Annotated in this window: 19 protein-coding genes; 12 read left to right on the top strand and 7 right to left on the bottom strand. The window is 72.7% G+C overall.

What is annotated here, in order from left to right; translation table 11 throughout:
• The first annotated feature begins 475 nt into the window (after window positions 1-475).
• The 8 genes from hpnC (at window position 476) to ACWD38_RS02015 (ending at window position 8,912) form a co-directional block, all read left to right on the top strand.
• Window positions 476-1,288, top strand: coding sequence for a squalene synthase HpnC (gene hpnC, locus ACWD38_RS02050; protein ID WP_343071339.1), 813 nt, complete (start codon window positions 476-478; stop codon window positions 1,286-1,288).
• Entirely contained in the window at window positions 1,282-2,148 is an 867-nt protein-coding gene (locus ACWD38_RS02045) for a phytoene/squalene synthase family protein (RefSeq protein WP_221316388.1), read from the top strand. Before hpnC ends, ACWD38_RS02045 begins: the two co-directional genes overlap by 7 nt.
• On the top strand, window positions 2,145-3,509 hold the full coding sequence (gene hpnE, locus ACWD38_RS02040) for a hydroxysqualene dehydroxylase HpnE (protein WP_450123128.1): 1,365 nt from the start codon (window positions 2,145-2,147) through the stop codon (window positions 3,507-3,509). The genes ACWD38_RS02045 and hpnE overlap by 4 nt, the downstream gene beginning before the upstream one ends.
• Entirely contained in the window at window positions 3,506-4,519 is a 1,014-nt protein-coding gene (locus ACWD38_RS02035) for a polyprenyl synthetase family protein (RefSeq protein ID WP_450123127.1), read from the top strand. The genes hpnE and ACWD38_RS02035 overlap by 4 nt, the downstream gene beginning before the upstream one ends.
• 53 nt (window positions 4,520-4,572) lie before the next feature.
• A complete protein-coding gene (shc, locus tag ACWD38_RS02030) occupies window positions 4,573-6,447 on the top strand; it encodes a squalene--hopene cyclase (RefSeq protein ID WP_450123195.1) in 1,875 nt (624 codons plus the stop codon).
• Window positions 6,448-6,451: 4 nt separating this feature from the next.
• Complete coding sequence (locus ACWD38_RS02025; RefSeq protein WP_450123126.1) at window positions 6,452-7,111, top strand: hypothetical protein; 660 nt, start codon at window positions 6,452-6,454, stop codon at window positions 7,109-7,111.
• A gap of 60 nt (window positions 7,112-7,171) precedes the next feature.
• Window positions 7,172-8,173 (top strand): adenosyl-hopene transferase HpnH, encoded by a 1,002-nt coding sequence (gene hpnH / locus ACWD38_RS02020; RefSeq protein ID WP_450123125.1) that lies wholly within the window; start codon window positions 7,172-7,174, stop codon window positions 8,171-8,173.
• Between the two features lie 82 nt (window positions 8,174-8,255).
• The gene (locus ACWD38_RS02015; RefSeq protein WP_221315781.1) at window positions 8,256-8,912 is read left to right on the top strand and encodes a VC0807 family protein; all 657 of its coding nucleotides are present in this window, start codon (window positions 8,256-8,258) and stop codon (window positions 8,910-8,912) included.
• Between the two features lie 6 nt (window positions 8,913-8,918).
• Here the strand turns inward: ACWD38_RS02015 and ACWD38_RS02010 are convergent, their stop codons facing one another.
• The 3 genes from ACWD38_RS02010 to ACWD38_RS02000 are packed head-to-tail and all read right to left on the bottom strand — an operon-like array spanning window position 8,919 to window position 12,929.
• Window positions 8,919-9,632, bottom strand: a complete 714-nt coding sequence (locus ACWD38_RS02010; protein WP_184478879.1) for an SDR family NAD(P)-dependent oxidoreductase — start codon at window positions 9,630-9,632, stop codon at window positions 8,919-8,921.
• 10 nt (window positions 9,633-9,642) lie between these two features.
• On the bottom strand, window positions 9,643-10,542 hold the full coding sequence (locus ACWD38_RS02005) for a DMT family transporter (RefSeq protein ID WP_184478880.1): 900 nt from the start codon (window positions 10,540-10,542) through the stop codon (window positions 9,643-9,645).
• Window positions 10,539-12,929 carry an MGDG synthase family glycosyltransferase gene (locus ACWD38_RS02000; protein ID WP_450123124.1) on the bottom strand — a complete coding sequence of 797 codons (2,391 nt, stop codon included), beginning with the start codon at window positions 12,927-12,929 and terminating at the stop codon, window positions 10,539-10,541. The genes ACWD38_RS02005 and ACWD38_RS02000 overlap by 4 nt, the downstream gene beginning before the upstream one ends.
• A gap of 201 nt (window positions 12,930-13,130) precedes the next feature.
• On the opposite strand from ACWD38_RS02000, the gene cynS reads away from it, so the two are divergent.
• Entirely contained in the window at window positions 13,131-13,574 is a 444-nt protein-coding gene (cynS, locus tag ACWD38_RS01995) for a cyanase (protein ID WP_184478882.1), read from the top strand.
• 1 nt (window position 13,575) lies between these two features.
• Here cynS and ACWD38_RS01990 read toward each other — a convergent pair whose 3' ends face one another.
• The 4 genes from ACWD38_RS01990 to aroQ form a co-directional block, all read right to left on the bottom strand.
• Window positions 13,576-14,451, bottom strand: a complete 876-nt coding sequence (locus ACWD38_RS01990) for a LysR substrate-binding domain-containing protein (RefSeq protein WP_184478883.1) — start codon at window positions 14,449-14,451, stop codon at window positions 13,576-13,578.
• A gap of 1 nt (window position 14,452) precedes the next feature.
• Window positions 14,453-15,640: a low temperature requirement protein A gene (locus ACWD38_RS01985; RefSeq protein WP_343071341.1), complete on the bottom strand. Its 1,188-nt coding sequence runs from the start codon at window positions 15,638-15,640 to the stop codon at window positions 14,453-14,455.
• Between the two features lie 106 nt (window positions 15,641-15,746).
• Window positions 15,747-16,502, bottom strand: a complete 756-nt coding sequence (locus ACWD38_RS01980; RefSeq protein ID WP_184478884.1) for an SDR family oxidoreductase — start codon at window positions 16,500-16,502, stop codon at window positions 15,747-15,749.
• A gap of 160 nt (window positions 16,503-16,662) precedes the next feature.
• Window positions 16,663-17,250 (bottom strand): gamma subclass chorismate mutase AroQ, encoded by a 588-nt coding sequence (aroQ, locus tag ACWD38_RS01975; protein ID WP_450123123.1) that lies wholly within the window; start codon window positions 17,248-17,250, stop codon window positions 16,663-16,665.
• A 480-nt stretch (window positions 17,251-17,730) separates the two neighbouring features.
• Between aroQ and ACWD38_RS01970 the strand changes: the two genes are divergently transcribed.
• The 3 genes from ACWD38_RS01970 (at window position 17,731) to ACWD38_RS01960 (ending at window position 22,739) form a co-directional block, all read left to right on the top strand.
• Window positions 17,731-19,314: an AMP-binding protein gene (locus tag ACWD38_RS01970; RefSeq protein WP_450123122.1), complete on the top strand. Its 1,584-nt coding sequence runs from the start codon at window positions 17,731-17,733 to the stop codon at window positions 19,312-19,314.
• Between the two features lie 118 nt (window positions 19,315-19,432).
• Window positions 19,433-20,905: a flavin-containing monooxygenase gene (locus ACWD38_RS01965; protein WP_184478887.1), complete on the top strand. Its 1,473-nt coding sequence runs from the start codon at window positions 19,433-19,435 to the stop codon at window positions 20,903-20,905.
• Window positions 20,906-21,050: 145 nt separating this feature from the next.
• Window positions 21,051-22,739: a GMC family oxidoreductase N-terminal domain-containing protein gene (locus tag ACWD38_RS01960; protein WP_184478888.1), complete on the top strand. Its 1,689-nt coding sequence runs from the start codon at window positions 21,051-21,053 to the stop codon at window positions 22,737-22,739.
• The last annotated feature ends 20 nt before the right edge of the window (window positions 22,740-22,759 follow it).

The following is a 22,759-nucleotide window of genomic DNA, read 5'->3' as shown; positions in this document are numbered from 1 at the left end:
CAACGCGCTCTCGTTTGTTCCCGCACGAAGTCTCCCGGCCACCGGGTTCATCCGTCTTGGTGCGGGACCGGTCGCTCGTGGTGAGGGGACGCCGTCCCGGATGCCCCGGTGGCGGTGAATCCACCGTCTGCGCCACGTCCGAAGTGACTCCCGGTCACGACACCACCGGCGCGGCCCGCGGGCATCGGCCGCGGCGGGATGCGCCCGGCGGCGCGAAACCCGGTTGCGAGACTCCTGCATTCCATATTCAGTCCACAGTGGACTCCGTCGTCGGACGTGAATTCCCCTCACCACTCGAAGGGGTTGCTTCGGCCTGCGTCCGGCTCAGCAGCGGTCCTACGCTGGCCGGACCATCCCTGGTCGTAGGCGGGAGAGGGCCACAGTGGACATTTCTCGGGCTCGCGGGCGCCCTGCCCGCGAGCGCACGACCGCGCGGGGTGCGGACTTCACCGCACAGCTCCCCGACACCGCGGCCGTGCTCGCTCGAGCGGGAAGCGAGAACTTCCCCGTCGCGGCGCGCGTGCTGCCCAGCGGGCCGCGCACGCACCTGATGGCGCTCTACGGGTACTTCCGCCTGGTCGACTACGCGGGCGACGAAGCACCCGGCAACCGCGAGATCCTCCTGGACCACCTCGAAGCCGACCTCCGCCACGCCTACCGGGGCACCCCGCGACTGCCGCTGCTGCGGGCGCTGGCCATCACCGTCCACGAGTGCGGAATCCCGCAGGACGTCCTGGTACGGCTGATCGACGCCAACCGCCGCGACCAGCACGTGCGCCGGTACCGCACGTTCACCGAACTCGTCGACTACTGCGCGCTGTCGGCCAATCCCGTCGGCGAGTCCGTCCTGCACGTCTTCGGCTGCGCGCGGCCCGAACTGGTAGCGCTCTCGGACCGCATCTGCACGGCCCTGCAGATCCTGGAGCACTGCCAGGACGTCCTCGAAGACCACCGCCAAGGCCGCGCCTACCTGCCGGAAGCGGACCTGCGCCACTACGGGTGCCGGCTCGACGAGCTCGAAACCGGCCGCGCGCCCGAGCACTGGCGAGCGCTGCTGCGCTTCCAGGTCACCCGAGCCCGCCGGTTGCTCGACTCCGGCGCGCTGCTGGTGGGGCGGTTGCCGTTGTTCGCGCGGCTCGCCGTCGCCGGGTACGTGGCAGGCGGACGAGCCACCGCCCGCGCGCTGGCCGCCGCCCGGTTCGACCCGGTCAGCGGTGACGTCACCCCTGCTCGCGCGCGCACCGCCGCCGAAGGCGCGCGCCTGCTGCTGTCAGGAGGCTCCTGGTGAACACCTCGGTGCAGGAGGCCTACCGGGAATGCGAGCGCATCACCCGCACCCGCGCCCGCAACTTCTCCTACGGGATCCGGCTGCTGCCGGGACCGAAGCGCCGAGCGCTGTCCGCGGTGTACGCGTTCGCCCGCCGCGTCGACGACATCGGCGACGGGGAACTGCCCGCTCCGGAGAAGCTGCGCCTGCTCGCCGAAGCCCGCGCCGCGCTGCACGACGCGAGCCCGCGCTCCGCGGACCCGGTCCTCGTGGCGCTGGCCGACGCCGAGTCGCGGCTCGCGCTGCCGATGCCCGCGTTCGACGAACTGATCGACGGCTGCGAGGCGGACGTGCGCGGCGCCGAGTACACGACGTTCGCCGACCTGCTGCACTACTGCCGCTGCGTCGCCGGATCGATCGGCAGGCTCTCGCTCGGCGTGTTCGGCACCGGTGACCGGGCGCTCGCGGAACGCCGCGCCGACTCCCTCGGGGTGGCGCTGCAGTTGACCAACATCCTGCGCGACGTCCGCGAGGACCACGACAACGGGCGCGTCTACCTGCCCACCGACGACCTGCGGCGCTTCGGCGTGCACCTCGTCCCCGGCGAACCCGGACCGGCCGCGCGCGACGCGGACGGGCTCGCCCGGCTCGTGCGGTTCGAAGTGCACCGGGCCGAGCAGTGGTACCGGGAGGGCTTCGCGCTGCTGCCGATGCTCGACCGGCGCAGCCGCGCCTGCTGCGCGTCGATGTCCGGGATCTACCTCGAAGTGCTGCACGCCATCGCCGTCGCGCCCGCGCGCGCCATGCGCTCGCGCACCTCGCTGTCGCCGTGGCGGAAAGCGGGCGTCGCGGCACGATCGCTGGCGGGGATGGCGCCGTGAGCCGCGACGTGCTCGTCGTCGGCGGCGGCCTTGCCGGGGTCACCGCGGCGTTGCGCTGCGCCGACGACGGGCTCGACGTGACGCTGCTGGAGAACCGCGCCCGCCTCGGTGGCGCGGCGGGTTCGTTCCAGCGCGGTGAGCTGGCCGTCGACACCGGGCAGCACGTGATCCTGCGCTGCTACACGGCCTACCGCGCGCTGCTGCGCAGGATCGGCGCGGCCGACGGGGTCCGCATCCAGCCGAGGCTGCGGATCCCGGTGCTCGGCCCCGGCGGGCGGAGGAGCGTGCTGCTGCGGCGGCGGCTGCCCGCCCCGGCGCACCTCGCGCCCGCGCTGCTCGGCTACGGCGAGCTCGGGCCCGGCGAGCGCCTCCGCGCCGCGCGCACCGCGATCGCGCTGCGCGCGCTGGACCCGGCGGACCCGGCGCTCGACGAGATCAGCTTCGGCGCCTGGCTGCGGTCCCGCGGCGAAACGGGGAGAGCGGTCGACGCGCTGTGGGGACTGCTGTCGGTGGCGGCGCTCAACGCCCCACCGGACCGGGCATCGCTGGCGCTGGCGGTGAAGGTGTTCCGCACGGGCCTGCTCGACACCCCGGACGCCGCCGACATCGGCATTCCGCGCCGCCCGCTGGGCGAGCTGCACGGCACCGTCGCGCACCGGGCGCTGGAAGCCGCCGGAGTCCGGGTCCTGCTGCGCACCAAGGCGGTCGTGCTGCGCCAGGACGAACTGGGCTGGCGGGTCCCGGTCCGCGGTCGCGGCGGGCAGGACGGGCTCAACGCCGACTCCGTCGTGCTCGCCGTGCCGCACTCGCACGCCACCGCGCTGCTGGCCGAACAGCCGCTGCCCGCCGCGCGGCGGTGGGGCGGGCTGTCGGCCGCGCCGATCGTCAACGTGCACGTCCGCTACGACCGGCCGGTGCTCGCCGAGCCGATGGCCGCCGTCCTCGACTCACCGGTGCAATGGCTGTTCGACCGGACCTCGATCGCCGGGGCTCGCCACGGCCAGTACCTCGCCATCTCGCTGTCGGCCGCGCACGAGCACCTGGACCGGCGGACCGATGAGCTGCGCGCCGTGTTCCTGCCCGCGCTGCAGGAAGTGCTGCCCAGGGCGCGGCGGGCTCGGGTCGAGGACTTCTTCGTCACCCGCGAACCGCGGGCGACCTTCGGCCAGGCCCCCGGCACCGGCGCGCTGCGCCCCGCGGCGGGCTGCGGGCCGACCGGCCTCGCGCTGGCGGGGGCGTGGACCGCCACCGGCTGGCCGGACACCCTCGAAGGCGCTGTGCGCAGCGGAGAACTGGCCGCGCACGTCGTGCGGGCGGCCGTCGGACAGGCTCGGCGAGCGGGCGTGGAGGTACCCCGATGACCATTGCAGTGCCCACCGTGCTGACCACCTCCCGCAAGCAGGTGGAGCCGGCGCTGCGCGCCGCGGTCGGCGAGCTCGACGACCACACCCGGCGCGTCTGCGAGTACCACTTCGGCTGGGTGCACGCCGACGGCACCCCGGACGGGCGCACCGGCAAAGCGCTGCGCCCCGCACTGGTGTTCCTCGCCGCGCGAGCGATCGCCGAGGACGGGCCGGGCACGGTGCGCGCAGCGGCGGCGGTCGAGCTGGTGCACAACTTCTCGCTGCTGCACGACGACCTGATGGACGACGACACCTCCCGGCGGCACCGGCCCACCGCGTGGACCGTGTTCGGCAGGCCCGCCGCGCTGCTCGCCGGGGACGCGCTGCTCGCGCTCGGCACGAACGTGCTGGTGGACGAGCCGATCGCGCACACCGCCGAGTCGGTGCGGATTCTGAGCTCGGCGACCGGTGGCCTCATCGTCGGGCAGGCCGCCGACCTCGGGTTCGAGCGGCGCCACGACGTCGGCCTCGCCGAATGCCTGCGGATGGTCGAAGGCAAGACCGCCGCGCTGCTCGGCTGCGCCTGCGCGCTCGGCGCGCTGACCGCCGGGGGCGACGCGGCGACGGTCTCGCGGCTGCACGCCTTCGGCCGCGAACTGGGCATGGCCTTCCAGCTCGTCGACGATGTGCTGGGCCTGTGGGGCGATCCGGCGACCACGGGCAAACCGGTGCTCTCCGACCTGCGGGCGCGCAAGAAGACCGCGCCCGTCGTGCATGCCCTCACCTCCGGAACCGCGGCGGGTGAACGGCTGCGCGGGCTCTACCAGGATCCCGAGCCGCTGACCGGGCCTCGGGCCGAACTGGCCGCCGACCTGGTGCGGCAGGCCGGCTCGCGGGACTGGGCCGAGACCGAATGCGAACGCAGGCTCACCGCCGCGTACGCGCACCTGCACACCGGCGGCCGAACAGGTCCCGCGGTGGACGCCCTGACCGAACTCGCGGAATTCATCGTGCGGAGGCAATGGTGACCGAACAACTGACCCGATCCGGGGTCGAGCAGCAGACCCTTCCCGACCTGCCCGTGGGCGGCGGCGTCCGCGCGCACGCGGCGCTGCTGGCGGCCCGCGAACACCTGCTGTCGCTGCAGGACGACGCCGGTTGGTGGAAGGGGGAGTTGCAGACCAACGTCACGATGGACGTCGAAGACCTGCTGATGCGGCAGTTCCTCGGCATCCGGACTCCCGGTGAGACCGAGCGCGCGGCGCGCTGGATCCGCTCCCAGCAGCGGGAGGACGGCACGTGGGCGAACTTCCACGGCGGTCCCGGGGAGCTGTCGACGACCGTGGAGGCGTACACGGCGCTCAAACTCGCCGGTGACGCCTCCGACGCCGAGCACATGATCACCGCGCGGTCGTGGATCCTCGCCCACGGCGGAATCGAGGGCACGCGGGTGTTCACCCGGATCTGGCTGGCCCTGTTCGGCGAGTGGTCCTGGGACGACCTGCCTGCGATGCCGCCGGAAGTGGTGCTGCTGGGCAAATCGGTGCCGCTGAACCTGGCCGACTGGGCGTGCTGGGCGCGCCAGACCGTCGTCCCGCTGACCGTGGTCTGCACCCTGCGCCCCAGCCGCGAACTGGGCGTGAGCGTCTCGGAACTGCGCACCGGGCGCAGCGCGCCGCGACCGGCGGGGGCGTGGGACCGCGCCTTCCACGCGCTCGACGCCGTGCTGCACCGCTACCAGCGGCGGCCGGTGAAGGACCTGCGGGAATTGTCGATGCGCCGGGCCGCGGAGTGGATCGTGGCCCGCCAGGAGGCCGACGGTTCCTGGGGCGGCATCCAGCCGCCGTGGGTGTACTCGCTGCTGGCGCTGCACCTGCTCGGCTACCCGCTGGAGCACCCGGTGCTGCGCGAAGGGCTCGCGGGCCTCGACGGATTCCTCATCCACGAGCTGACGCCGGACGGGCCGGTGCGGCGGATGGAGGCCTGCCAGTCCCCGGTGTGGGACACGGTGCTGAGCGTGCAGGCGTTGCGCGACGCGGGGCTGGCCGCCGACCACCCGGCGCTGCGCTGCGCCGCGGACTACCTGCTCGCCGAGGAGGTCCGGGTCACCGGGGACTGGGCGGTGCGCAGGCCGAACCTCGCTCCGGGCGGGTGGGCGTTCGAGTTCGAGAACGACGGCTACCCGGACACCGACGACACCGCCGTCGCGCTGCTGGCGCTGAACCGGGTCGAGCACACCAAACCCGTCGCGGTGCGCCGGGCCCTCGATCGCGGCGTGCACTGGCTCCGCGGCATGCAGTCCCGCGACGGCGGCTGGGGCGCGTTCGACGCCGACAACACCGGCACGCTCGTCACGCGGCTGCCGTTCTGCGACTTCGGCGAGGTCATCGACCCGCCGTCGGCCGACGTCACCGCGCACGTCGTGGAGGCGCTGGCGGCGCTGGGGCATCGCGACGACCCGGTGGTCCGGGCGGGGGTGCGCTGGCTGCTGGAGAACCAGGAGGCGGACGGCTCGTGGTTCGGCCGCTGGGGCGCGAACCACCTGTACGGAACGGGTGCGGCGGTGCCCGCGTTGGTCGAAGCCGGGTTGCCCGCCAGCCACCCGGCGCTGCGGCGTGCGGCGCGTTGGCTCGAACAGCACCAGAACTCCGACGGCGGCTGGGGCGAGGACATGCGCTCCTACACCGACGCGCGCTGGATCGGCGTCGGTACCTCCACGGCCTCCCAGACCGGGTGGGCGCTGATGGCGTTGCTGGCGGTGGGCGCGCACACCGGGGAGGCCGTGCGCAACGGCGTGGAGTTCCTGGCCACCAGGCAGCGCCCGGACGGCACGTGGGACGAGCCGCACTACACCGGCACCGGATTCCCCGGCGACTTCTTGATCAACTACCACCTGTACCGGCTGATCTTCCCGCTCACCGCGCTCGGCCGCTACGAGCGCGCGGTGGCGCGGTGAGCAGGTGAACGCAATGGCCCGGCCCGGTTCGGCGGCACTCGGCGGCGGTGAAAGCGCCACCGCCCGAGTGCGGTTGTGCGCGCCGCTGCGGTGCGAGGCGCTCGCGCTGCGCGGCGCGTCGAGCGCGCGCGTGCTGCGCACCGGGTTCGGGCCGCGGCGCAGCGCCCTCGCCGCAGCGCGACTCGACGGGCACGGGCCGCTGGCCGTCGCCGGGCTGGCCGGCGGGGTCGGTGCCACGGCGTGCGGAGTGGTCGTGGTCGCCGACGAGGTGCGCGACGAGTCGGGCGCGATGCGGTTGCCGGGGGCGAGAGTGCTGGCAGATCGGCTGCGCGCTGCCGGGTTCGCCGTGCTCGTCGGGCCGATCAGCAGCGCCGACCACGTGGTGAGCGGGCCGGAGAGAGCGGCTCTGGCCACCACGGGTGTGGTGGCCGTCGACATGGAGTCCGCCGCGCTGGCGCGCGCGGCGGACCGGCGGCTGCGCGCGGTGGTCCGGGTGGTGGTCGACACCGCCGTGACCCCGCTGGTGCACGTCCGCACGCCCGACCGAGCGGTGCGCGCGCTGCTGCGCTTGCGGCGGCTCGCCCCGGTGCTCGCCGATTGGGTCGCCGAAAGCGGTTCCGCGGACCGCCGATGTCGGCCGGGCCCCCGCGATCCATCCCAGTGAGACGCCGCCGGGCGGCGCTCGCACAACGTCAATCCACCGATCCGTGCTGGAGGTACGGCCATGGGCATTCCGATGCGGCAGGCCATTCGCGTCGGCTCCTACCTCGTGCGGCAGAAGCTCGCACGACGGGAGAAGTTCGCACTCACCCTGGAACTGGAACCGCTGTTCGCCTGCAACCTGGCCTGCGCGGGGTGCGGCAAGATCCAGCATCCGGCCGGCGTGCTCAAGCAGCGGATGCCGGTCGACCGCGCGCTGGCAGCCGTCGAGGAGTGCGGCGCGCCGGTGGTATCCATCGCCGGGGGAGAACCGCTGATGCACCCCGAGATCGAGGTGCTCGTCGCCGAACTCGTACGCCGCAAGAAGTTCGTGTACCTGTGCACGAACGCGCTGCTGATGCCGCGCAAGATCGACAAGTTTCGCCCGTCGCCCTACTTCTCCTGGGCCGTGCACATCGACGGCCTGCAGGAACGCCACGACGCCTCGGTGTGCAAGGAGGGCGTGTTCGCGCAGGCCGTGGACAACGTGAAGGACGCGCAGCGCCGCGGGTTCCGGATCACCACCAACAGCACGTTCTTCAGCACCGACACCCCGGCGTCCGTGATCGAGGTGCTCGACTACCTCAACGACGAGCTCGACGTGGACCAGATGATGCTCTCGCCCGCGTACGCCTACGACAAGGCTCCGGACCAGGAGCACTTCTTGGGGGTCACCGAGACGCGGGAGCTGTTCGCGAAGGTGTTCGCCGACGGCAGGCGCAAGAAGTGGCGGTTCAACCACTCGCCGAAGTTCTTGGACTTCCTGGAGGGCAAGGTCGACTTCGGCTGCACCGCGTGGGCGATCCCGTCGTACTCGCTCTACGGCTGGCAGCGCCCCTGCTACCTGATGGGCGACGGGTATGCCGAGACGTACCGGGAGCTGCTGGAGGACACCGACTGGGAGTCCTACGGGCGGGGCAGGGACCCGCGGTGCGCCAACTGCATGGCCCATTGCGGTTACGAGCCGACCGCGGTACTGGCCACGATGGGTTCATTGCGCGAGTCAATTCGTGCCCTGAACGGGTGAAAGCGTTCACTCGCACCCCTGGTTTTCGGCAACAGAACGGTTACGATTGGGTTCCCGCCCCCGACGACGGACACCGATACGAATGCAGAAGCCATCGCAGGTCGTGCACCTCGACGCGCTCCCATCGCACCTGTGGCACGCCGCCAAGCACCTGGGCGAGACGGTCATCGCACCGCTCGTGCTGTTCTACGTCCTGTTCACCTTCACCGGCCTGACCGGCGGTCTCATCGCCGCGCTGGTCTGGGGGCTGGGGGCCGTCGCGGTCCGGTTGGCGCTGCGCGTGCAGGTGCCGTTGGTGCTGATGTTGACCACCGGGGTGCTGGTGGTCCGCACCGTCGTGGGGTTCGTGACGAACAGCTCGTTCCTGTACTTCCTTGAACCCAGCCTGCAGAACTTCCTGGTAGCGCTGCTGTTCCTCGGGTCGCTGCTGTTCGAGCGGACGCTCATCGCGAAGCTCGCCGACGACTTCTGCATCCTGCCGCCGTCGCTGATCGGCAACGCCAGGGTGCAGCTCTTCTTCCGCCGGGTGTCGCTGCTGTGGGCCCTGGTGTTCACGATCAACGGGTTCACCACGCTGTGGGCCCTGGCGCAGGCGACCATCGGGCACTTCCTGCTGGCCAGCACCGCGGGCTCGTTCAGCCTGGTCGCGGTCGCGGCGGTCGCCTCCATCTGGTGGCTGCGCCGGGAACTGCACGGTGAGGGCATCACGCTGCGGTTCGCCCGCCGCGCGACCGCCTGACCCGCCTCAGCCGAAGCGGCGCGCGAGCCGGTGGAACGTCGCCGGCAGCGCGCCCTGAGCGCGGGCGGCGAGGCCCAGCCAGCTCGGCACGAACACCTCCGCGGTCCCCTCCGCCAGCGCGCGCAGCAGCACGTGCGCGACCCGCTCCGGCGGCACCGGACGCGGGCGGCGGCGGGTGTAGGCACCGCGCCGGTCGAAGAACCGGGTGTCCACCACGCCGGGGAACACGGTCGTGACCGGCACGCCTTCGTGGGCGACGCTCGCGGCGAAGGCGCGCAACCCCGCCTTCGTCGCCGCGTACACCGCCTCCTGCCGCACGCCCACCACGGCGATGGACGAGACGAAACCGACCTGACCGCCGCGCCGCGCCAACCCGGGCAGCGCCGCGCGAGTCAGCTGCAACGGCGCGGTGAGGTTGAGCGCGACCAGCTCGTCCACCAGCCCGTCCGGCATCGCCGAGAGCGGCGCCGCGCAACCCAGCCCGGCGTTGTTGATCAACAGGTCGGTTTCGGCGGCGGCCGCGGCCACCCGGTCCAGCCCGGCCGGATCGGTCAGATCGGCCACCAGCGCCCGGCCGCTACTGCGCCGTGCCACGGCGGCGAGCCGTCCGGCGTCCCGCCCCACCAGCACCGGCTCGCACCCCATCGAGCCCAGCTCCAGCGCGAGCGCGGCACCGATGCCGGAGGAACCGCCGGTCACCAGGGCGCTGCGCCACGTCATCGGGGCCACCTCATCCGGCGCGCATCTCCGCGACCCGCCGCAGGTGCTCGCCGCGGTGGGTCAGCACCCAGATCCCCGCCATCAGCGCGACCGCGGCGAGGGCTTGGCCCGCCAGCGCGGGCGGGGAGGTCTCGACGCGCTCGCCGAGCCAGCTCACCCCGATCGCCATGCCCACCAGCGGATCGACCGCGGTGATCACCGCCAAGGCGGGGGAGATGAACTTGCCCTGCTGGAAGGTGTTCTGGCTCAGCAGGAACCCCACCGGCCCCAGCGCGCACACGACGTAGAGGGTGGGGTGCACGAACGGTTCGGCGATGCCGCCGTGGCGGAGCTGCTCGGCGACCACCTTGATCAGCCCCGCGGTGACGCCGTAGAGCACTCCTGTGGCCAGCGCCAGCGCCAGCACCCGCACCTCGCCGGGGAACCGGTGCGCGGTCAGCACGCATGCCAGCACGACTACCGCGAGCAGCACGGCCAGCGGTCGCACGTCGGTCGTCGCCGTGAACCCGGTGCCCTCCCCGGCGGGCCGTGCCAGCAGCAGGAACAGCGCCAACCCCGCCATCACCGCCAACGCGCCCAGCACCAGCACCCGGTCGAGCCTGCGGTGCGCCATGCCGGCCGCGAACACCGCCCCGAACAGCACCGAGGTCACCAGCAGCGGCTGGACCAGCACGAGCGGGCCGAACGCGAGCGCCACCATCTGCAGCGCCAAGCCCGCCAGGACGGTCCCGATGCTCAGCAACCAGATCGGCTTGCGGACCAGGTCCCACAGCAGCCGGGGGTCCAGTGTGCGGCTGGTGGGCACCTGCTTGGTCGCCCGCTGCTGCACCGCGCTGGCCAGGCCGAACCCGGCCGCGCCGAGCACCGCGGCGGGCACCGCCACGACCAGCGTCGTGCCCGTCGAACTCACGAGTCGACGCCTGCCGGCTCGGCTTCGCGCAACGCGGTGAACGCGTCGCGCAGGTGGTCGGCGAGCTTGTCCACGCCGGCGAACAGGCCCGGATCGGTGGTGATGCCGATGCCGGTGCGCCCCGCCCAGTGCAGCATCCCGACGGCCAGGCCCACGCCGTCGGCCAGCGGCAGCACCGGGTACGCCGTGTGCAGCGTGGCCCCGGCGATCGACGCCGGTTCGACCCGGCCAGGCATGATCGAGACGAGGACCTGGAAGAAGCGCGCGCGGTACATGGCCCGCACCGCGCGGGCGTGCAACGGCGCGGGCAGCGCGGCGAGCGCGCGCAGCACGGCCGCGGCGGCCTGCGGACGGCCGTGCCCTTGGGCGCGGGCGAGCCGGGCCGCGACCTCGTTGAGGCGGCGCCGCGGTGCCATCGGGCCCAGCGGCAGATCGACGGCCACCCCGGCCGCGTGGTTGCCGAAGTCGTCGCTCTCGCCGGTGCTGCGCGGCACCATCGCGCGCAACGACCGCTGCACCGCGTTGTTCTCGTCGAGCCGGTGCAGCGCCTCCGCCAGCACCGCCAGCAGCAGCGCGCTGCGGGTGACCCGGTGGGCGCTCGCGCAGTCGCGCACTTCGTCGGCGGGCAGCTCCAGCCACGCGAACCGGCGCGCGGAAGTGCTGTTCCTCGGCGCGGTCGCGGCGGGCGCGGCACTCGTGGCGGCGAGGCTGAGCAGGCCGCGCAGCACGATCGCGGCCCTGCGCGGCCCCGACGGGACCGGTGCCGCGGGAGCGGGCGGCTCCGGTGGGACGTCGGAGACGAGGCGGAGCAGCGAAGAGGTCATCGCCAGTCCGTCGCCCAGCGCGTGGTGCATCTTGATCAGGATCGTCACCCGTTCCGTGCCGGGTTCGCGGACGAGCTTCGCCGACCAGGGCGGCCGGTCCCGGCGCAGCGGGGTCGTGAAGAAGTCGCGCTCGACCTCGTCGCGTTCGCGGGGGTCGCCGGTGCGCAGCTCGTGGTGGCTCAGGTGGTCGGGCACGGAGATCTCCCGGACCGGCACCCAGCACGGGCGGTGGCCGTGGGGCGTGCTCAGCCGGTGGTGCAGCATCGGCAGGTCCGGTGCTCTGCTGCTGATCAGGCCGCCGAGGTGGTCGATCCAGTCGGCGGTCGTCATGGCCCGGTCCGTGGAGCTCAGCGACAGGACGGCACCGGTCTGCTGGGGCACTTCGGCCGAGTCGGCGTGCACGAAGAACGCGTCCTGGGCGCGCAACCGCCGGGGCTGGGACGGCACTCGCAGGTGCGCGAGTTCGGCTACCTGGTCGGCGAACCGGCCGGTGGCGGCGAGGTGGTCGAGCACGCGCTGCTCGGCGGCGCGCAACTCGGCCGGTTCGGCGAGCAGCCGGTGCACGGTCTTGGTCAGCGCGCCCGCGTCCTCGCACAGCTCGGCCAGTCCCGCTTCGGCCATCAGCAGCGCGTTGGCGCGGCCGTGCCCGGCGATGGGTTCCACCATCAGCACCGGGCGACCGCACGCGAGCGCTTCCAGCGCGGTCGCGCCGCCCGCATTCGTCACCACGACGTCGGCGGCGGCCGTGTACGCGGGCACGTCGCGCACCCAGCTCAGCGGAACCAGGCGAGCGTCCTGGTCGGTGCGGTGGCGCAGCCGCCGCAGCAGCGCGTCGTTGTGCCCGCACAGCACCACGACGCGGTCGATCCCGGTGCGCAGCGCGGCCTCGGCGGCGCGCTCGACGGAACCGAAACCCAGCGACCCGCAGGAGATCAGCAGCACCCGGCCCTCGGCGGGCAGCCCGCAGTCGCGGCGCGCGGCGGCCTTGTCGCGGGGGTGGAACCGGGTCTCGACCGGAGGGGCGCTGACGGCGTGCACCGAGCGGGGTTGCGCGCGGTGCGCGGCGCGCAGCCCGTTCTCGCTCATCACGTAGTGCAGGTCGATCCGGGAGTACACCCAGAACGGGTGCGGGGCGAAATCGGAGATCACCGCCGCGATCGGCACGTCGAGCTGACCTCGCCCGCGCAGCCAGTCCAGACCGGCGGTGCCCAGCGGGTACGTCGAGACGATCAGGTCCGGGCGGCGCGCCGCCAGCAGCGGGCGCAGCCGCCGTCCGCACCAGGACCCGACGAAGCGGCGGCAGCCGTCGGCGAACCACCGCTGCCGCCACAGCGCGGCGTAGAAGAAGTCGTAGAGCCACGGGGTGGATTCGACGTTGGTCACGTAGATCCGCTGGAAGGTCCGCGGCACCCAGGAACCCATCAGCTCCAGCGCGTCCACCCAGGTCACCGAGCACTCCGGCCAGCGGGCGCGGGCGGCCTCCTCCACGGCTCGCGCGGTGGCGTTGTGCCCTTCGCCGATGGTGGCGCTGACCAGCAGGAGGCGGCGTGGCGGCTGAGTCACGAGGCGAGCTCCTTCCGAGGACGGCTCGTCGTTCCGGAGGCTAACCGCGCCGCCGGGGCTCGGCTTGATGAGCGGATGCGGCTGGTGAGCTCGTCTCGGGAAGGGGCGGTGTCCGCCGGATTGCCCGGCGCTGTGCCGCGGTCACGATGGTGGGCGGACTGGTCGACGGCCCGGTCGACCGGACGGGACGGAGGAGCGCGCATGACCGGCAAGCAGGAAGCGGCGGCCAAGGTCCGGGAGAAGAAGACCGAGCTGGGGGTGACGTGGGCGCAGCTGGCGGAGGCGGTGGGCAGGCCGGTGGCGTGGACGACCTCGGCGCTGCTGGGCCAGCACCCGATGCCGGAGCGGGAGGCGCGGGCGGCGGTGGAGCTGCTGGAGCTCGGCCCGGACGTGCTGCACGCGCTGCGGCTGCAACCCACCAGGGGAGCGCTGGACGCGGCGGTGCCCACCGATCCCACGACGTACCGGTTCTACGAGGTGCTGCAGGTGTACGGGCCGACGCTCAAGGAGCTGATCCACGAGGAGTTCGGCGACGGCATCATGAGCGCGATCAACTTCCGGCTCGACGTGCGCCGCGCGCCGGATCCGAAGGGTGACCGCGTGGTCGTGACGCTGGACGGGAAGTTCCTGCCCTACGAGTGGTGAGCTAGCCGCCGGTGGCGGCGAGGAACGCGTCGCGGACCTCGCCGGTGGTGTGCGCGGGCCACAGCGCGTGCAGCGGGGCGAACACCGCGGGGCGCAGCTCGACGACCTGGGTGCGCCCGCCCGCGGCCGGTCCGGGCGGTGCGGTGACCAGCGCGACGTGGTTCGTGGCGATGACGGCGGTGACCGGCGGAGTGCCCTGGATCGGGTTGCGCACGTAGTCCGGTTCGAACCCGGCCTGGCGGCAGTGCGCCAGCAGCAGATCGGTGTAGCCGGACCGGCCGGGGTCGCCCCAGACGACGAGCCGTTCCCCGGCCAGCTCGGCCAGCCGCACGTGGTCGCGCCCGGCGAGGTGGTGGTCGGCGGCCACGGCGACGGCCAGCCGGTCCTGGGTGAGGGTGGTGCGCGTCAGCCCGCGCTCGGGCCGCATGCCCCGGCACAGGCCGAGGTCGATGTCGCCGCCGATCAGGTCTTCGGCCAGCCGCGGCGGGTAGTGCTGGTGCACGTCGGTGTGCAGACCGGGCAGGTCGGCCAGCGCCGTGTGCACGAGCGCGGTGACCTCGTCGCTGGTCACCGCCGGGGTGTGGCCGATGCGCAGGACTTCGGTGCCACCCCGCCCGATGCGGCGCGCCCGCTGCAGCGCCGAGCGGGCGACGCCGTGCAGGACACGGGCGTCGTCGATGAGCGCCTGCCCCGCGGGCAGTGCCGTGACGCCGCCGGCGTCCCGGCGCAGCAGGGGGACGCCGACCTCGCGTTCGAGGCTGCGCACGGAGGTGCTCAGCGCCTGCTGCGAGAGGTGCAGCCTGGCCGCCGCGCGGGTGAACCCGCCCTCTTCGGCGACGGCGACCAGGTGCTCCAGCTTGCGCAGGTCCAGGCCCACGTCAGGACCTCGACGCCGAGCGCGCGGTGCTCACGAGTTCCGCCGCGAGCGTGGCTGTGGTGGCCAGCCCGATCGCCAGCACGGCGGGACCGATGCCGAGGGCGTCGCTGGTTGCGGCCAGCACGAGGACCAGCACGGCACCGGCGGCGATGATGATCGGCCTGCCGACGGCGCCGGTGCCGGTCATCCGGTGCAGCAACAGCAGGACCAGCAGGAACAGCCCGACCGGGACGGCGAGGGCGAACGCGTCCGCGTGGACCGAGGTGTGCGCGGTGTGCTCGGCGATGTTGAGCGCGGTGTGCAGCCCGGACCCGACCGCGGCGATCGAGGCGAAGATCAAGTAATGGCCGTATCCCCAGATCAGCGCGGTCCGCAACGACGCGAAGGTGGTCTCGGCGCCGGTGAAGTAGATCCACCACAGGGAGAACACGAGGACGAGCCCGCCGAGGATCACCATCAGGACGGACGGGGACAGGCCGTGCTCGGAGATCGCGTCCTGCACGCCGGCCAGCGTGGCGAGGATGACTTCGCCGAGCACGATGATGGTCAGCAGGCCGTACCGCTCGGCGATGTGCTCCGGGTGCCAGCTGGTGGCCTCGCCGCGGTACTCCGCCCAGATGGGCACGAGCATCTCGGCGACCGCCAGCGCGACGAATCCGATGAGCCCCCAGGGCTGCGGGAGCGCGAGCCGGGCGATCCAGCCGAGCTGGACCACGGCGATCCCGGTGGCGTAGCGCAGCGCGGTGCGGCGTCCCTGCGCGTGCTCGGCCGCCGCGCGCAACCACTGCCCGATCATCGCCACCCGCATCACGACGTAGCCGATCGTGATCACGGTGAAGTCGTACTCGGTGAACGCGGCCGGAACGCCCGCGGCGAGCACCAGCACTCCGGCCATCTGCAGCAGCGTCAGCAGCCGGTACGGGACGTCGTCGGTGTCGTAGGCCGAGGCGAACCAGGTGAAGTTCATCCACGCCCACCAGATCGCGAAGAACACCATCAGGTAGCCGGCCAGCCCGGCCCCCGCGTGCCCTTCGCTGAGGGCGTGGTGCCACTGGGTGGCGGCCTGCGACACGGCCACCACGAAGCACAGGTCGAACAGCAGCTCCAGCGGCGTCGCCGCACGGTGCCCCTCGCGCGGGTCCCGCGCGCGCATGACCGTGTGCCAGTCGGCGATTCCTCGTTCAGTCACGTTCCCTCTCCTGGCGTGTCCGGAGCACGCTCTCCGTGCCCGTGGGGCGGCCGACCCCCCGCTCCGGCCGCCCCACGATCCTGCGTCACCCTCTCGGGTGGTCCGATCAGCGGGTGGTGTAGCCGCCGTTCGCGAAGATCGTCTGCCCGGTGATCCACCAGCCCTCGGTAGCGAGGAAGCGCACCAGCGGCTCGATGTCCTCGATCTTGGTGAGCTGGTTGCCGAGGCCCTGGGACTTGTGGAACTCCACCCGCTCGGGGGTCTCCTGCGGGTAGAAGAACGGGGTGTCCATCGGGCCCGGCGCGATGTTGTTCACCGAGATGCCGCGGTCGGCGAACTCCTTGGAGGCGGCGCGGGTGAAGTGCTCCAGCGGCGCCTTGCCGCCCGCGTAGGTGGAGTAGCCGTCGGTGAACGCCGCCAGCAGCGCCGTCACCAGGTTGATGATCTTGCCGTTGTCGTTGATCCGGCGACCGGCCTCCTGCAGGAAGAAGTACGCGGCCTTCGCGTTGATCGCGAACATCCGGTCGTACTCCTCCTCGGAGGTCTCGACGATCGGCTTGCGCAGCACCATGCCGGTGGTGTTGACCGCGACGTCGACCCCGCCGAACTCGTCGACCGCCACGTCGAACAGCCGCCGCACGTCGTCGACCTGGGTCAGGTCGCCCTGCACCGTGACCGCGGCGGAACCCGCGGCCCGGATCGCCTCGGCGGTCTGCTCGGCGTCGGCCTTGGAGGTGTCGGAGTGGTGGTGGACCACGACCTTGGCACCCGCCTCGGCGAGTTTGGTGCTGATCAGGCCGCCGAGGTTCTTGCCGCCTCCGGCGACCACCGCGACCTTGCCGTCGAGCGTGTGCGCTGCCATCTCGCCCTCCTGTTGATCGGTCGGCCGGCGATACCCCGTTCGCAGCACGGGTTCGCCCCTGTGCCGACGACGTTAGGCAGGATGGGCGAACAGGGGAAACGCGAACGTCGGGTAGCCCGACAAGGTCGGTTGATAAGTCCAGGTCGCCGCGCGTGCGGGGTCAGCTGCAGACGCTGCTCAGCGCGTCCCCGAGCTCCTCGCCGTGCAGGTCGTCGAGGCGGTGTTCGACGACGGTTCCGAGCACGGCGACGGCCAGGTCCGCCCGGCAGTGGGTCGTGGGGGAGCGCACGGGTTCTGTCGCGCGCAGTTCGCGCACCGCCTCGGCGCTGATCCGATCGAACCGCGGACGCACCTGCGCACCGAGGTCGGGCCGGTGCGCCGGACGCAGTTCCGGGTGCTCGTCCCAGCGCTCGTGCAGTCCGCGCTGGACGTCCTTGCCCGCCTCGATCTGGTCCCGGAAGAACCGGATTCCGACGGCCGGGTCCAGTCCGGACGCGGAGGACAGGTCGGCGACGGTGTCGAGGACCTCCTGCTCGCGCCGCGGATCCTCGATGGGGGTGCCGGTGCCGTACTTGGCGGCGGCGACCTCGTCGGCGAGCAGCAGCCGTTGCGCGGCGAGGTCGACCAGCGGGGCGAGCCGGGCCCGCGATTCCGCGGCGGGCTCGGGGGCGCTGAGCGCGGCCGGGGCGGTGATCGCGCTCAGCGCGCTCAGCACGGCGGCGGTGATCGTGGTCGATCGCAGGTTCATGTCCGCTCCTCGTGGTCGGGTGCGGAGGAGTCTGCCGTGCCGAAGGCGGAGGTCAGAAGCGGACACGCCCCGGCGTGTCGGACGCACGACCGGTCGTGGCACGGATTCCGCGCCGCGCGATCCACTGTGTATCCGATGTGGACGAAAGCGCACGAGCGCGAACGCGGACCGACGTCGGGTCCGACGTGCAGGAAGGCGATGCGATCACCGTCGTTGATCCGAAATGGACAGTCGAGGTGCGGCGCAACGGAGTGCGCCACTGCTCCTGTCGGCGTAACCGGAGGGCGGATCTTTATCACCCGCGTGACAAAGAAATCCGGCCGCGGCTCAGCTCGCTTGACGTGCTCGGCGCCGACGTCGAAAAGTGGTCGGATCAGTCCGGCGGAGATCCGCAGAACCGGCGAGGGAGCGTTCATGGCGAAGGAAGGCCGAAGCGACCGTGCGGGAGCGGTGCGCAGAACCGTCCACGGCGCGCGCGGAATGCGAGTGTTGGCGCGAGCAGGCATGGCCTCGCCCGCCGCGCCGGGCCAGGCGCTGCGCGGACTCGCCGACGTGCGCGCGTGGGGGCCGCTGGTGGGCGCCCTGCGGCACGTGTCCCGCACCCGGCCGGACGCCGTCGGGCTCATCGACGAGCGCGGCGGCATGACCTACGCCGAGCTGGACCGCGCATCGGACCGGCTGGCGATCTCGTTTCGGGACAGGGGATTCGAGGCCGAGCACACGATCGCCGTGCTGTGCCGGGATCACCGCTGGCTGGTGCTGAGCCTGCTGGCCTGCGGCAAGCTCGGCGCGCACGCGGTGCTGGTCAACACCGGGTTCGCCGCGCCGGAACTGACCGAAGTGCTCGCCCACGAGCGGGCCGCGGCGCTGGTGGTCGACGCCGAGTTCCAGCCGCTGGTGGCCGAGGCGCGGCTGCGGCTGCCGTGCTTCCAGGCCTGGCCCGCCGCCGGCGCGCGGCGCGGCACGACGCTGGAGGACCTGCTCGAGGAGGCCCGGCGGGCGCTGGAACCCGACCCGGTGGTGCCGCAGCCGCGCCGTCCGGGCGGTGTGGTGCTGCTGACCAGCGGCACCACCGGCCGCCCGAAAGGCGCTCGCCGCGAGGTGCGGTCGGCGTTGAGCGCCGCCGAGTTCCTGGACCGGATCCCGCTGCGCTCCGGCGAAGCCACCTTCATCGCGTCCCCGCTGTTCCACGCCATCGGCTACTCGCAGCTGACGCTGGCGTTCGGACTCGGCAGCACCGTCGTGGTGCGGCGCAGGTTCGACGCCGAGCAGGTGGCCCGCGCGGTGCACGAGCACGGGTGCACCGCGCTGGTGCTGGTGCCGACGGTGCTGCAGCGGCTGCTCGACCTGGACGAGGACTTCCTGCGCGCGACCACGTCGACGTTGCGCGTGGTGGTGGTGTCGGGTTCGGTGCTGGCGCCGGAACTGGTGCAGGACGCCGCCGAGCTGATCGGTGAGGTGCTCTACAACCTGTACGGCTCCACGGAGGCGGCGGTCGCCGCGGTCGCGACGCCGCGAGAGCTGCGCCGGGCCCCAGGAACGGTGGGGCGCAGCCCGCGCGGGTGCGCCGTGCGGCTCTACGACGCGGAGAACCGGCGCATCACCCGGCCCGGCGCGGTGGGGCGGATCTTCGCGGGCGGGCCGCTGATGTTCACCGGGTACACCAGCAGCGCCGGCCGGCCGCAGATCGACGGGCTCGTCGACACCGGGGACCTCGGCCACCTCGACGACTCCGGCCTGCTGTTCGTGGACGGCCGAGCCGACGACATGATCATCTCGGGTGGGGAGAACGTGTTCCCCGCCGAAGTCGAGCACGTGATCGCCACCCACCACGCCGTCAAGGACGTCGCGGTGCTCGGCATCGCCGACGCGGAGTTCGGCCAACGCCTGCACGCCTACGTGGTGCCCATTCCCGGAGCCGAGCTGCACCCGCAGGAGATCGTCGAGTTCGTCCGCGCCCGGATGGCGCGGCACAAGGTCCCCCGCGAGGTCGAACTGGTGCGCTCGGTGCCGCGCAACCCCACCGGCAAGATCCTGCGCCGCGCCCTCGCCGAACCGCGCTGAACCCGCAGCGCACCGCAGTGTCCGAAACTGTCAATGATCTGACCGTCGGCGTCAGACCGGACGAGCGAACCCGGCTTAACGTGATCGTGTCCGCAGCGCACGAACACGAGGAGCATCCATGTCGCCGATCCGCCAACCGCATGTCGCCATCATCGGCAGCGGGTTCGCGGGCATCGCGGTGGCCGCTCAGCTCAAGCGCGCCGGGCACACCTCCTTCACGATCTTCGAGCGCGCTCCCGGCGTCGGCGGGGTGTGGCGCGACAACACCTACCCGGGCGCGGCCTGCGACGTTCCCTCGCACCTGTACTCCTACTCGTTCGTGCCGGAACCCACGTGGCGGCGCCGGTTCGCCGAGCAGCCGGAGATCCTGCAATACCTGCGCCGCTGCGTCGAACAGCACCGGCTGACCCGGCACCTGCGGTTGAACACGGCCATCGAGGCGGCCGACTACGACGAGAGATCCCGGCGCTGGCGGCTGCGCACCGGTTCGGGCGAGGTCGTCGAGGCCGACGTGCTGGTGCCCGCGGTGGGCCAGCTCAGCGAACCGCTCATCCCGGAGCTGCCGGGCATGGGCGACTTCGCGGGCCCGATGTTCCACTCGGCCCGCTGGGACCACCAGGTGGACCTGCGCGACAAGCGGGTCGCGGTGATCGGAACCGGGGCGAGCGCGGTGCAGTTCGTGCCCGCCATCGCGGGCCGGGTGCGGGAGCTGACGGTGTTCCAGCGTTCCGCGCCGCACGTCGTGCCGCGGCCCGACCGCGCCTACCGGCCCTGGCACCGGTTCGTGTTCCGCAACGTGCCCGGCGCGCAGTCGCTGGCGCGGTTCGGCCTGTGGAGCTTCTTCGAGGCCGCCGGTCGCGGCCTGACGACGGCGCAGCCCATCGGCAAGGTGTTCTCGCTCGTCGCGGGCTGGCACCGGTCCACCCAGCTGCGGGCCGAGCAGGTGAGCGACGACCTCGCCCCGGACCATCCGATCGGGTGCAAGCGGGTGCTGTTCTCCAGCGAGTACTACCCGGCGTTCAACCGGCCGGGCGTGCGGGCGGAGACCAGCCGCATCGAGCGGGTCACGCCGCAGGGCCTGCGCACCGCGGACGGCACCGAGCACCCGGCCGACGTGGTGATCTTCGGAACGGGGTTCGACGCGAGCAACTTCCTGTCCTCGATGGCGGTGCGCGGTGTCGGCGGCACCCGGCTCGACGAGGTGTGGGAGCAGGGCGCCCGCGCCTACCTGGGCATGGCGGTGCCGCGGTTCCCGAACATGTTCGTGATGTACGGCCCGAACACCAACCTCGGTTCCGGTTCCGTCGTGCACATGCTGGAGAGCCAGGCCAAGTACGTGGTGCGCCTGGTGCGCAGGCTCGCGCGGCGTCCCGGCGCCGCGCTGGAGGTGCGCCCGGAGGCGGCGGAGCGCTTCGACCGCGAGATCCAGCAGCGGCTGCGCGACAGCGTGTTCACCTCCTGCCAGAGCTGGTACCGCGACGAGAGCGGCCGGATCAGCACGAACTGGCCGGGTTCGATGACCGAGTACCGCCGCCGCACCCGCTGCCCCGACCTGTCCGACTACCAGGTGCTCGCGCCGTCCACGACATGATCGCCCGACGCGGCGCGGCCGCGGTGATCACCCGCCGTCGCGGCGATTCCCGCTCCCGGTACGGTCACGCGACTCGTCCTGCAAGATCATCAAGAGCTGACAATTCGAGCGGGCCGACGCCGGCCCGGATCCCTGCGAGGTGTGCATGCCCGGCCACGATTACGACGTGCTCGTCATCGGCTCCGGTTTCGGCGGCGGAGTCTCCGCGCTGCGGCTCACGGAGAAGGGCTACCGCGTCGGAGTGCTGGAAGCGGGCAAGCGGTTCACCGACGCGGACTTCCCGAAGACGTCGTGGCGGCTGCGGGACTACCTCTACATCCCGGCGCTGGGCTGCTACGGGATCTTCCGGTTCAGCCTGCTCAAGGACGTGCTGATCCTCAGCGGAGCGGGGGTCGGCGGCGGATCGCTGGTCTACGCGAACACGCTCTACGAGCCGCCCGCGGAGTTCTACGCCCACCAGCAGTGGGCCGGGATCACCGACTGGAAGGACGAGCTCGCCCCGTACTACGACCAGGCCAAGCGGATGCTGGGCGTGACGGAGAACCCGCGCGACACGCCCTCGGACCGCGCGATGCGCGAGGTCGCCGAAGACCTGGGCATCGCCGGGACCTACCACCGCGCCCAGGTCGGCGTGTACTTCGGCGAGCCGGGGGAGACGGTGCCCGACCCGTTCTTCGGCGGCGCCGGACCGGAGCGCAAGGGCTGCCTGCACTGCGGTGAATGCATGACCGGCTGCCGGCACAACGCGAAGAACACGGTGGCGAAGAACTACCTTCACCTGGCGGAGAGCGCGGGCGCGGCGGTGCACCCGATGACCACGGTGACCGCGGTGCGCCCGCTGCCCGACGGCGGCTACGCCGTCGACACCGTGCGCACCGGGCGGCGGATCCGCAAGCAGCGCCGCACGTTCACCGCCGCCGAGGTGGTGTTCTCCGCTTCCGCGCTGGGAACCCAGAAGTTGCTGCACAAGATGCGCGACGAGTCGGTACTGCCGCGGATCTCGCCCCGGCTCGGGGTGCTCAGCCGCACCAACTCCGAGCAGATCCTCGCCGCCCGCGCCCGCGGCGACGAGCAGGACTACAGCGAGGGCGTCACCATCACGTCCTCCATCCACCCGGATTCGACGACCCACATCGAGCCGGTGCGCTACGGCAAGGGCAGCAACCTGCTGGCACTGCTGGAGGCGACGCTGGTCGACCCGAAGCCGGGCCGGAACCGGTTGCTGCTGGGGCTGCGGCGCATGTTGCGCAACTGGCGGGACCTGCCGACGCTGCACAACCCGCGCCGCTGGTCGCAGCAGACGATCGTGCTGCTGGTCATGCAAGCGGTGGACAACTCCCTGACGCTGCGGACCAAGCGCGGGTTGTTCGGCCGCAAGCTCAGCAGCGAGCAAGGCGCGGGGGAGCCGAACCCGACGTGGATCCCCTCCGGGCACGCGGCGGCGCGCTCGCTGGCGGACAAGATCGACGGGGTGCCCGCGGGCAGCTGGGCGGACCTGGCGAACGTGCCGATCACGGGGCACTTCATCGGTGGCTGCGCGATCGGTTCGGACGCCGAGCACGGCGTGGTCGACGCCTACCACCGGCTCTACGGCCACCCCGGGCTGCACGTCGTGGACGGTTCGACGATCTCGGCGAACCTCGGGGTGAACCCGTCGCTGACCATCACCGCGCAGGCCGAGCGCGCGATGGCGCTGTGGCCGAACAAGGGCGAACCGGACCGCCGCCCCGAACTCGGCGAGCCCTACCAGCGGATCACCCCGAGCCGGCCGGTCGGCCCCGTCGTCCCCGAGGCGGCACCCGGCGCGCTGCGGCTGCCGGTGACACCGGTCTGACAGCCTGTTCCGGTGGGGAC

The sequence above is a fragment of the Saccharopolyspora sp. NPDC002578 genome, from assembly GCF_053592695.1.
The sequence above is the reverse complement of the archived record's forward strand: the minus strand, read 5'-3'. Positions and strand labels throughout refer to the sequence as shown.

Coding starts and splice junctions, on each gene's coding strand:
- cynS (WP_184478882.1), top strand. CDS start 13,131: ATGACCGGCAAGCAGGAAGCGGCGGCCAAGGTCCGGGAGAAGAAGACC.
- ACWD38_RS01965 (WP_184478887.1), top strand. CDS start 19,433: ATGTCGCCGATCCGCCAACCGCATGTCGCCATCATCGGCAGCGGGTTC.
- aroQ (WP_450123123.1), bottom strand. CDS start 17,250: ATGAACCTGCGATCGACCACGATCACCGCCGCCGTGCTGAGCGCGCTG.
- ACWD38_RS01970 (WP_450123122.1), top strand. CDS start 17,731: ATGCGAGTGTTGGCGCGAGCAGGCATGGCCTCGCCCGCCGCGCCGGGC.
- ACWD38_RS01960 (WP_184478888.1), top strand. CDS start 21,051: ATGCCCGGCCACGATTACGACGTGCTCGTCATCGGCTCCGGTTTCGGC.
- ACWD38_RS02015 (WP_221315781.1), top strand. CDS start 8,256: ATGCAGAAGCCATCGCAGGTCGTGCACCTCGACGCGCTCCCATCGCAC.
- ACWD38_RS02010 (WP_184478879.1), bottom strand. CDS start 9,632: ATGACGTGGCGCAGCGCCCTGGTGACCGGCGGTTCCTCCGGCATCGGT.
- ACWD38_RS01980 (WP_184478884.1), bottom strand. CDS start 16,502: ATGGCAGCGCACACGCTCGACGGCAAGGTCGCGGTGGTCGCCGGAGGC.
- hpnH (WP_450123125.1), top strand. CDS start 7,172: ATGGGCATTCCGATGCGGCAGGCCATTCGCGTCGGCTCCTACCTCGTG.
- ACWD38_RS02035 (WP_450123127.1), top strand. CDS start 3,506: ATGACCATTGCAGTGCCCACCGTGCTGACCACCTCCCGCAAGCAGGTG.